Source organism: Streptomyces sp. NPDC006624, assembly GCF_040611555.1.
Taxonomy (GTDB): domain Bacteria; phylum Actinomycetota; class Actinomycetes; order Streptomycetales; family Streptomycetaceae; genus Streptomyces.
Window position 1 is genome coordinate 1 of sequence record NZ_JBEXOM010000084.1, and the last position, 1170, is coordinate 1170.

Sequence of the window (1170 nt, forward strand, 5' to 3'; positions counted from 1 at the left end):
GCGCGCTGGCGCTGGCCGCCTGCGGCAAGGACGAGCCGGCGCCGTCCGGCGCCGCGGTGACCCTGGGCAGCCAGAACGTCATGCCCAAGCCGGCGCCGGCCGCGGTCAGCGAGGAAGACATCCTCAAGGGCACCTACTGGCCGCCGGCCAAGCTCGACGGCGGCGTCGCCCGGATCAGCTGCGAATACGACTACCCGCGCTTCGGCGACGGCGACAAGCTCGAGTCGCTGGATTTCTTCAGCCTGGTCGACGCGATGTCGCCGTGCCAGGCGCGCGGGGTGGTGCGGGTGCGCTACCAGGGCAAGATCGGCGCCGGCTTCACCGCGCTGGCGCAGCGGGTGGCGGCGATGGCCGCGCGCATGGAGATCTCGACCCGCATCCTCGACATCGATTCCAGCGGCGGCCACGTCGAAGAGGCGCTGCGCGCCGGCGACTCCATCGCCGAATCGGGCTGGGCGATCTGGGTGCGCGAGGAGTCGGTCTGCCACAGCGCCTGCGTGCTGGTGCTGGCCGCCGGCGACACCCGCTCGATCGAGGGCAAGGTCGGCATCCACCGGCTGATGCGCGACCGCTCCACCGCGACCTCGCGCGCCGAACTCAGCCGCGAGCTGCGCGCGATCAACCAGCAGGTGCGCGATTACCTGGAGCGCAACGGCGTGGCCACCGCGGTCTCGGACCTGATGATGACCGTGGCCAACCGCGACCTGCGCATCCTGACCCCGGACGAGCTCAAGCAATACGGCCTGGACGGCACCAACGCCGCCCAGGACGACCTCGACCGGATCCGCCTGGCGCGCAAGTGCGGCGACGATTTCGTGCGCCGCCGCGAATCCTTCCGCCGCGCCTTCGACGCGCAGTGCATGGGCACCGGCAAGAGCTTCGAATCCATGCCCGAATGCGCCGAGCAACTGCAGTCCAAGTTCGGCTTCCCCGACAAGGCCTGCCCGGGCGACAGCCCGGCCGACCTGTACGCGCGCGACCTGCCGCCGCCGTTGCTGGACGAGGTCGCCGCGGCCGAGGGTGGCGAGGGCAAGGCGGCGGACGCTAAGAGCGCGGATGCCAAGAGCGCCGACGGCAAGCCGGCCAAGTCCGACAAGGCGGAGAAGTCGGCGAAGTAAGTTTGCGGCGGGCGAGGGGCGTCGTAGTTGGATTGGCGCGGTCGCGGCTCGC

The 1170-nt window shown here is 71.3% G+C and carries 1 protein-coding gene; it reads left to right on the forward strand.

Annotated elements, in window-relative coordinates:
• A partial coding sequence (locus ABZY20_RS37320) for a hypothetical protein (protein WP_356447992.1) occupies nt 1-1118 on the forward strand: 1118 nt, incomplete at its 5' end.
• Between the last annotated feature and the right edge of the window lie 52 nt (nt 1119-1170).